The organism is Sphingobium sp. (assembly GCF_036170395.1).
GTDB lineage: Bacteria > Pseudomonadota > Alphaproteobacteria > Sphingomonadales > Sphingomonadaceae > Sphingobium.
This window is the reverse complement of the sequence record NZ_JAVHPD010000080.1, coordinates 1-8,182: the sequence shown is the minus strand read 5'-3', so window position 1 is coordinate 8,182 and position 8,182 is coordinate 1. Positions and strand designations below refer to the sequence as shown.

Annotated in this window: 9 protein-coding genes and 1 pseudogene; 6 read left to right on the top strand and 4 right to left on the bottom strand. The window is 64.4% G+C overall.

All coding sequences use genetic code 11. The features are described from left to right. On the top strand, positions 1-2,142 hold a 2,142-nt coding region (locus V2B31_RS19295; protein WP_328281725.1), incomplete at its 5' end, for a vitamin B12 dependent-methionine synthase activation domain-containing protein. Positions 2,143-2,333: 191 nt separating this feature from the next. Here the strand turns inward: V2B31_RS19295 and V2B31_RS19290 are convergent. The 3 genes from V2B31_RS19290 to V2B31_RS19280 form a co-directional block, all read right to left on the bottom strand. After that, complete coding sequence (locus tag V2B31_RS19290; RefSeq protein ID WP_328281723.1) at positions 2,334-2,987, bottom strand: hypothetical protein; 654 nt, start codon at positions 2,985-2,987, stop codon at positions 2,334-2,336. A gap of 201 nt (positions 2,988-3,188) precedes the next feature. Further along, positions 3,189-3,635, bottom strand: a complete 447-nt coding sequence (locus V2B31_RS19285; protein WP_328281721.1) for a DUF2442 domain-containing protein — start codon at positions 3,633-3,635, stop codon at positions 3,189-3,191. After that, positions 3,632-3,859 carry a DUF4160 domain-containing protein gene (locus V2B31_RS19280; protein WP_328281719.1) on the bottom strand — a complete coding sequence of 76 codons (228 nt, stop codon included), beginning with the start codon at positions 3,857-3,859 and terminating at the stop codon, positions 3,632-3,634. Before V2B31_RS19280 ends, V2B31_RS19285 begins: the two co-directional genes overlap by 4 nt. A gap of 78 nt (positions 3,860-3,937) precedes the next feature. Here V2B31_RS19280 and V2B31_RS19275 point away from each other — a divergent pair, with 78 nt between their 5' ends. The 4 genes from V2B31_RS19275 to V2B31_RS19260 all read left to right on the top strand — a co-directional run bounded on the left by V2B31_RS19275 (position 3,938) and on the right by V2B31_RS19260 (position 6,202). Continuing rightward, the gene (locus tag V2B31_RS19275) at positions 3,938-4,240 is read left to right on the top strand and encodes a LysR family transcriptional regulator (RefSeq protein ID WP_328281718.1); all 303 of its coding nucleotides are present in this window, start codon (positions 3,938-3,940) and stop codon (positions 4,238-4,240) included. Between the two features lie 294 nt (positions 4,241-4,534). Beyond that, on the top strand, positions 4,535-4,894 hold the full coding sequence (locus V2B31_RS19270) for an argininosuccinate lyase (protein WP_328281716.1): 360 nt from the start codon (positions 4,535-4,537) through the stop codon (positions 4,892-4,894). A gap of 143 nt (positions 4,895-5,037) precedes the next feature. Continuing rightward, positions 5,038-5,976 (top strand): right-handed parallel beta-helix repeat-containing protein, encoded by a 939-nt coding sequence (locus V2B31_RS19265; protein WP_328281726.1) that lies wholly within the window; start codon positions 5,038-5,040, stop codon positions 5,974-5,976. 31 nt (positions 5,977-6,007) lie between these two features. After that, positions 6,008-6,202: a hypothetical protein gene (locus V2B31_RS19260; RefSeq protein WP_328281714.1), complete on the top strand. Its 195-nt coding sequence runs from the start codon at positions 6,008-6,010 to the stop codon at positions 6,200-6,202. On the opposite strand, the gene V2B31_RS19255 is transcribed toward V2B31_RS19260, so the two are convergent. Next, positions 6,203-7,597, bottom strand: a complete 1,395-nt coding sequence (locus V2B31_RS19255) for a helix-turn-helix domain-containing protein (protein ID WP_328281712.1) — start codon at positions 7,595-7,597, stop codon at positions 6,203-6,205. Between the two features lie 236 nt (positions 7,598-7,833). On the opposite strand from V2B31_RS19255, the pseudogene V2B31_RS19250 reads away from it, so the two are divergent. Next, positions 7,834-8,182 (top strand): annotated as a pseudogene (locus tag V2B31_RS19250) (isocitrate lyase); the annotation flags it as partial.

Genomic DNA, 8,182 nt, shown 5'->3' with positions numbered 1-8,182 from the left:
TGCGAGCGCGCCTACAAGCTGCTGATGACCATCGGCTTCCCGCCCGAGGACATCATCTTCGATCCCAATATCTTCGCCGTCGCCACGGGGATCGAGGAGCATAATAATTACGGCGTGGACTTCATCGAGGCGTGCCGCGAGATCAAGAAGCGCTGTCCGTACGTCCATATCTCGGGCGGCCTCTCCAACTTCTCCTTCTCCTTCCGCGGCAACGAACCCGTGCGCCGCGCGATGCACAGCGTCTTCCTCTACCACGCCATTCCCGCGGGCCTCGACATGGCGATCGTCAACGCCGGCCAGCTCGACGTCTATGACGCGATCGACCCCGCGCTGCGCAAGGCGTGCGAGGATGTGCTGCTGAACACCGATCCCGAAGCCGGCGACCGCCTCGTCGCGCTCGCCGAAAGCTACAAGGGCAAGGACGCCGCGTCGGAGAAGGCGGCGCAGGAATGGCGCGGCTGGCCGGTCGCCAAGCGTCTCGAACATGCGCTGGTCAAGGGCATCGACATGTATGTGGTCGAGGATACGGAGGAAGCCCGCCTCGCCGCCGCCAAACCGATCGAGGTGATCGAAGGGCCGCTGATGGACGGCATGAACTTCGTCGGCGACCTGTTCGGCGCGGGCAAGATGTTCCTGCCGCAGGTCGTCAAATCCGCCCGCGTCATGAAGAAGGCGGTCGCCCATCTGCTCCCCTATATCGAGGCGGCGAAGGAACCCGGCGCGAAGGGCAAGGGCAAGATCGTCATGGCGACGGTCAAGGGCGACGTCCACGACATCGGCAAGAATATCGTCGGCGTCGTGCTCCAGTGCAACGGCTTCGAGGTCATCGACATGGGCGTGATGGTGCCGTGGCAGGACATCATCAAGGCCGCGAACGAGAATGACGCCGACATGATCGGCTTGTCCGGCCTCATCACCCCGTCGCTCGACGAGATGGTGACGGTGGCGGCGGAAATGCAGCGCGCCAACATGACGATGCCGCTGCTGATCGGCGGCGCCACCACGTCGAAGGTGCACACCGCGCTGCGCATCGATCCGGCCTTCGCCGGCCCGGTCGTGCATGTGCTGGACGCCAGCCGCGCCGTGGGCGTGGCGACCGCGCTCGTCTCCGAAACCCAGAAAACCGACTTCGTCCAGAAAACCAAGGATGATTACGCCCATGTCCGCGCCGCGCGCGAGGGCAAGGGGCAGAGCCAGTTGCTGAGCATCGAGGACGCCCGCGCCAACGCCTTCGAGATGGACGAGGCTTTGAAAGCCCCGCGCCCGCGCCTGCCGGGCGTCCATCGCTTCCCCGACTGGGAACTGACCGACCTCGTCAAATATATCGACTGGACCCCCTTCTTCCGCGCCTGGGAACTGGCGGGCAATTATCCCGCGATCCTGGACGATCCCATCGTCGGCGAAAGCGCGCGCAGCCTGTTCGCCGACGCGCAGAAGATGCTGGACCGGATCGTCGGCGAAAAATGGCTGACCGCGCGCGGCGTCTGCGGCCTGTGGCCCTGCCGCCGCGTGGGCGACGACATCATCGTCCATGTCGAGGACGAAAAGCATGTACGCCTCCCTATGCTGCGCCAGCAGATCGCCAAGCGGGAAGGGCGGGCGAACATGTGCCTCGCCGACTTCATCAGCCCCAATGGCGACTGGATCGGCGGCTTCGCCGTGTCGATCCACGGCATCGAACCGCATCTCGCGCGCTTCAAGGCGGCGATCGATGACTATTCGGACATATTATTGAAGGCGCTGGCCGACCGGCTGGCCGAAGCCTTCGCCGAGCGGCTCCACCATTATGTCCGCACCGCGCTCTGGGGCTATGCCGAGGGCGAGCAGCTCACCAACGAAGCGCTCATCAAGGAACACTATCGCGGCATCCGCCCCGCGCCGGGCTACCCCGCCTGCCCGGAACATAGTCTGAAGCCCCTGCTGTTCGACATGCTCGACGCGCATCATGCGACCGGCATTTCGCTGACCGAGAGCTTCGCGATGCTGCCGACCGCGGCGGTCAGCGGCTTTTATTTCGGCCACGCCCAGGCCGAATATTTCGGCGTGGCGCGGGTCGGCCGGGATCAGATGGAGGATTATGCGGGGAGGCGGGGGATCGATCTCGAGACGGCGGAACGGTATCTGCGGCCGAATTTGGATTGAGCCCACCCTCGTCACCCCGGACTTGATCCGGGGTCCAGCTTTTTGCGCGAGGAAGCGGAGGAAAGCGGGATGCCGGGTCAGGCCCGGCATGACGAAGAAGATTGGCAATGAACGACCATTCTCGGCCGTTCGCGGATAATTTATGCCATTCCGATAGCGGCCGTTCCTTGAGCGCCAAAGTAGCGCTTATCTTAACGTGCCGCCTTCGCATCACACCGCTTACCTGCTGCGGCTGCCACCAAATCAACGGCGCTGATGCCTCGTGATGCCGTAATGATTCTGTCCTTATCAAGCTTTCCCCAGCTGTATTCATCAGCAGATGGCGGATCGACATCGGGGGATGTCACCAACCACCATGCATCCCTCGCCCGGTAATGGATGGGCCGCATCAAGGTTTCATAGTTTGAAGGCGTAAATCCATCTTCTGTATATGATGTATGGAGTGGCGATGCTATCGGCCACACAAGCTTCCCACTACGGTCATATACGAGCTGATAATTCATCTCTTGCAGAGTATATTTCCCGCCATATTCCACTTTTAAAAAAAGCAGAAATTGCTTAATGGCAGGGTTGAACCGAGTATGCAGCGATGTTCGAACTTCGATATCAGAGGATTTGATTGCTCCTGCAATTACCTGTTTGACCGCGAACCGAATGGAAACGGGCGATCTGATGATAATTTCGTCGGGCGCGCTATCTACAGGCTGCCACCGATAGCGAGGGCTTGTCGCAATTAAAGCGACGTCGAAACATGACGTATCGACTTCGACGGTTTCGGCACTCGCTGGCGATATAAATGTCACCGTCAATGCAAGTGCCAATCTATAGGTCCAGACTTCCGACATGCGCCAGAGAGGCCACGACCGCTTTACGTCGTCAAGGACGAAGTTCGCCCGAAACCCGACATTCCGCTACCCACCCCTCTTCGTCATTCCCGCGATAGCGGGAACCCATCTCCAGACCTTGAGTCCAGCCCCACGATGGGGAGATGGATTCCCGCCTACGCGGAGATGACGGTGCGTAGAAATCCGCGGCTCCACCCATTTTCAAGCCGCCAACCCCTTACTAACCTCCCATCCCTTGCACGCCAGCAGGATCGGCTTGGGAACCAGCTTCTCCCCATTGGAATAATACGCCACCATCCGCCGCGACACGCCGAGCGCCTCGGCCGCCTTTGACAGCGACAGGCCGTGCCGCATCCGCCATTCGAGGAACGCGCGCGCATCGTGATGGCCGGTCGCGGTCAGCGTCTCCAGCCATAGCCGGTCCGCGCCCAGTTCCGCGCTCGACGGCCAGGCCAGGCTGTGCCCCCAATCACCGATCTCGACCCGCGCAAACTCTTCAGGATCGCGCAAGGCGGCGAAGGCGCGATCCGCCACCACCGACGTCAGATCGATATCGGCTTGCGTCCCGTCCGACCATTCAACGCTTAGCGACGAAGGCCCGGACGGCCGCACCGCGACGATGGCGCGCATCTTGTCGGTCATGCTCATCCGTTCAACTCCTGCCATGTTTGCATCAGCAACGCGCTATGTGGCAGCGCCCATGCCAGCGCTTCCGCCAATATCGCCGCCGGCACGGTCCCGATGATGACCTCGCCCGTCGCTATCGCCACCGAGCAGCGGAAATCCGGCCCCTCGATGTGGAAATGCGGCACGCCATGGTCGCGCCCATAGACGGCGATCTTCCAGCGCGCGCTGCGGAACATCGTGACCATTGCTTTTCGCATAGTGCATTGGTTGCACCACAACAACCCCCCTTCCAAAATAGGATTTCCTCTGGTCTATCCTCATGGATGAACCAGCACCTTGTCCCCGATCCGCCCGCGCCCGGCGCGCTCCCCCTCACCACCGCCGTCCGCTGGACGCCCGAGCGGCAGCGGCTTTTCCTCGCCGCGCTGCTCGCGACCGGCAATGTCACGCAGGCGGCGCGCGCGGCGGGCATGTCGGCGGCGAGCGCGCACCGGCTGCGGCGGCGGCTGGCGGGCACGCCGTTCGACCGCGCCTGGGCAGGGGCGCTGGTGCTTCACGCCCAGAGCCTCGCAGATCCGTTCGCGGCGCGGCGGCCCGCTTCGCCCGAGCGGCCGACGTGCCGGTGACGCGCGACGATGACCTTGGCGGCGCGTGGGGGGCGCGCGGGCGTGACCCCGTCGTGACCCGATCGTGACCCGAGAGGCGCGTCGGCGGCGCGTCGCGAGCGCAAGGCGGGCGCTTTGGCCGAAATAACGCCCACGATACTGTATACTTCGCCGCCATGACCCTGGCGTGACCTTGGGGATCGACGAAATCATGCTGATCTGGATCAGCATATCAAAACAACGGCTTGTCCGGCGATTTACGATTGATTAGCCACGAAAATGCCGGCTGTTTCCGCCGGCGGGGGACATAACATCATGAATAGAATCGCGTTCTTCGCAGGGTCTCTTGCCCTGCTGCTGCCCATGGCCGCCCAGGCCGCCGATCAGGACTTCACGCTCGTCAACCGCACCGGCTACGACATTGCCGAAGTCTATGTGTCGCCGGCCAAGTCCAAGAATTGGGAAGAGGATGTGATGGGCGACGATGTGCTGGAGGACCAGCATTCAGTGCCGATCAGCTTTCCCGCGCGCAGCAAGGTCTGCACCTATGATCTGAAGGTGGTCTTCACCGACGGGGACGAGGCCTATTGGACCAATTTCGATCTCTGCACGATCAGCAAGATCCAGATTTTCTGGAACAGCAAGACGCAGAAGGCGACCGCGAAGTGGGAATGATCGCGCAGTGATGAGGCAGGGCGGCGGTGAGGCGAGGGGCGGACGTTAACTTGCCGCCCCGCGCCTGTGCCATAACGGGGCGGACCGGCGTTAACCCCGTTGTCGCCTTGGCCCGCCCACCGATGCAGCCTATTTTCAGCGACATGCGCATCCTCTCCACCGCCCTCCTCGTTTCCGCCGCGATCGCCTCCACCGCTTTGGCGCAGGGCGGCGGCGCGCCCTTCACCGTCGTGGAAACGGGGCAGGGCTTCGCCTCCATCGGCGACGCGCTGGCGGCGATCGGCGACCGGCGCGGCACGATCAGCATCGCGCCCGGCACCTATCACCAGTGCGGCGTGCAGCAGGGCGGCGACGTCACCATCCGCGCTGCAAAGCCCGGCAGCGTGATCTTCGACGGCGTGCCGTGCGAGGGGAAGGCGGCGCTGGTCCTGCGCGGGCAGGCGAGCACGGTCGATGGCGTCATCTTCCAGAATATCCGGGTGCCCGACGGCAATGGCGCTGGCATTCGCCTCGAAAGCGGCAACCTGACGGTGCGCAACAGCCTGTTCCGCAACAGCGAGGAAGGCATATTGACCAGCGATTATGACGGCGGGCAGGTGATGATCGACAAGTCGACCTTCCGCCGTCTCGGCCGCTGCGACCGCGATCTCGACTGCGCGCATGGCGTCTATATCGGCCGGCTCGCCAATCTGGTGGTGACCAACAGCCGCTTCGACCAGGGCGATGGCGGCCATTATCTCAAGACCCGCACGGCGCGCGTCACCATCACCGGCAACAGCTTCGACGATTCGGGCGGGCGGCTGACCAATTATATGATCGACCTGTCGAACGGCGCGAGCGGGGTCATCAGCGGCAACGAAATGGTGCAGGGCAAGGACAAGGATAATTGGTCCGCCTTCATCACCGTGGCCCCCGAAGGCCGCGAACATTCCAGCGCCGGGCTGACGATCGAGGGCAACAAGGCCGGCTTCGTGCCGGGGCTGGAGCGCAATTCCACCTTCGTCGCCAACTTCACCGACGATGCCGTGCGGATCGGCGCGAACCAGCTTGCGCCGAGCATGAAGGTCAAGGACCGCCGCTGACATGCGCGCGCCCATGCGTTAGAATGGCGGGATGCGCACCACCTACGACAGCGCGACCGTGCGCCTCTATCATCTGGGCGACGACGGCGGCGCGACAACATTGATGTACGGCCCGCTGAGCGAGGCTCTGGCCGTGGCGGAGCAGCAGCCCGCGGAGGTGCAGGAGGGGCTGTTCCTCGCCACCGACAATGACGTGGTCGCCTATCTGGATTTCGTGGAGGGCTAGCTACCCCTCGAAGCCGAAGGGCGCGCGGGTGCGTCTGTAATCGTCGGGCAGCATCTCCCGGCCGATCGGCGGGGCGGAGCGGGCCATGCACTGGGCGCGGTGGCACAGGCGACAGGTGACGCCGATGGGGGTCGGCTCCGGCTGCGCGACGCCCTGGGTGTAGATCAACCGGTGGGCATGGTCCGCCGCGCAGGCGAGCGCGATGGCGCGTTCCACCCTGGCCGCGCCCCATCCGCCGCCGCCTGCGGTCACGGTGCGCGCGATCGAGAAGAAGCGTTGCCCGTCGGGCAGTTCCAGCCATTGCGTCACCACCTCGCGCGGCCGATCGAACACGCGATGCACCGACCAGAGCGGGCAGGAGCCGCCATGCCGGGCAAAGGGGAAGCCCGCGCCGTCGAGCCGCTTGCTGACATTGCCCGCCGGATCGACCCGGAGGAAGAAGAAGGGGATGCGCTCCTGCCCCGGCTTTTGCAGCGTGGTGAGGCGATGGGCGGCCTGCTCGAAACTGACGCTGAACTGGCGGGCGAGCGCCTCTACATCATAGCGGCGGGCCTCCACCGCCTTGGCAAAGGGGGCGTAGGGCATCAAGATTGCCGCCGCGCCATGGCTGGCGAGTGCGCGGCGCGCGAGGCGGCGGCTGCTTTCGCCAGAGAATTGCCCGTCTTTCAGGAGGATGTCGAAGCTCTTCCGCATCTCCAGATAGGCGATCTGGAGCGCGAGCTGGAATTGCGCGCTGGCGCCGTCCAGCGCATCGTCCAGCAGCACCGCGTCGCGATGCCGATCGAGCCGCCGCATCGATCCCGCCATCACGTCGGACGGCAAGCGCCGGACGCGCAGATTATGCTTGGCTCTGAGCCATGCCGTCAGGCTCCCTTCGGCTTCGGCTTCCGCCGCCAGGCGCTCGCCCAGATCGTCGAGTGCGGGGAAGCAGTTGCGCCGCGCCGCGAGGAAGCGGCGGGCTTCGGCGACGGGATCGGCCGCATCCTCCTGCGCCGGGCCGCCCGCGCCCCGATCGGCCAGCGCCAGATGCTCCTCGCGGTAGCTGGTGTAGAGGCGCAGCAGCGCTTCGGTGATGCCCGGATAGTTGGCCGCGACATCGCCCGTCGCCAGCGCCGGCAGGTCGATATCGGCGAACATCGGGTCGCGCAGCACCGCCTGGAGCCGCGCCGTCTGCTCCGCCCCGCCGTCGCCCGCCACCTCGCCCATGTCGAGCTTGTAGGTGCGCGCGAGGCGCAGCAGCATGTCGGCGGTCAGCGGCCGCTGGTTGCGCTCCAGCAGCGCGACATAGGAGGCGGAAATGTCGAGGTCCGCCGCCATGTCCGCCTGAGTCAGCCCCAGCTCCCGCCGCAACCGCCGCAGCCGTGGACCCATATAGACGGGGCGATCCTTTGCCATTCCGTTTCCACACCTTCCGTTACAAGCCCACCCTCAACCCCTCCCGCAAGCGGGAGGGGAGCGAGACTTGCCGGGCCGCAGGCGCGGCTAGTCGCAGCGGGGTGGGCACCCGTCACACAAGCTTTACAACTTTACACCGAAATTGTGTAAAGATCGACAACTGAACCGCGCCGGGCCTTCGCGGGTGCGGAAATCATTCTATCTCCCTGTCATCCCGCTCACCCAAGGATGCAGACATGACCTATCACAGCGAAATCGCGAAAGCCGGCGACGTCATCGGCGCGGAGAGCCACTGGGACGGCATCGCCGCCGAGTCGGTCGCCCGGATGCGGCTCCAGAACCGCTTTCACACCGGCCTCGACATCGCCCGCTACACCGCGAAGATCATGCGCGCCGACATGGCGGCCTATGATACCGACCCGGGCAATTACACCCAGTCGCTGGGCTGCTGGCACGGCTTCATCGGCCAGCAGAAAATGATTTCGATCAAGAAGCATTTCGGCACCACCAAGGGCCGCTACCTCTATCTGTCGGGCTGGATGGTCGCGGCGCTGCGCAGCGAGTTCGGCCCGCTGCCCGACCAGT

Bases quoted from the DNA above. Each gene is read 5' to 3' on its own strand.
- V2B31_RS19290 (WP_328281723.1), bottom strand. From the start codon at position 2,987: ATGTCGGAAGTCTGGACCTATAGATTGGCACTTGCATTGACGGTGACA.
- V2B31_RS19285 (WP_328281721.1), bottom strand. From the start codon at position 3,635: ATGAGCATGACCGACAAGATGCGCGCCATCGTCGCGGTGCGGCCGTCC.
- V2B31_RS19260 (WP_328281714.1), top strand. From the start codon at position 6,008: ATGCGCACCACCTACGACAGCGCGACCGTGCGCCTCTATCATCTGGGC.
- V2B31_RS19270 (WP_328281716.1), top strand. From the start codon at position 4,535: ATGAATAGAATCGCGTTCTTCGCAGGGTCTCTTGCCCTGCTGCTGCCC.
- V2B31_RS19265 (WP_328281726.1), top strand. From the start codon at position 5,038: ATGCGCATCCTCTCCACCGCCCTCCTCGTTTCCGCCGCGATCGCCTCC.
- V2B31_RS19275 (WP_328281718.1), top strand. From the start codon at position 3,938: ATGAACCAGCACCTTGTCCCCGATCCGCCCGCGCCCGGCGCGCTCCCC.
- V2B31_RS19255 (WP_328281712.1), bottom strand. From the start codon at position 7,597: ATGGCAAAGGATCGCCCCGTCTATATGGGTCCACGGCTGCGGCGGTTG.
- V2B31_RS19280 (WP_328281719.1), bottom strand. From the start codon at position 3,859: ATGGTCACGATGTTCCGCAGCGCGCGCTGGAAGATCGCCGTCTATGGG.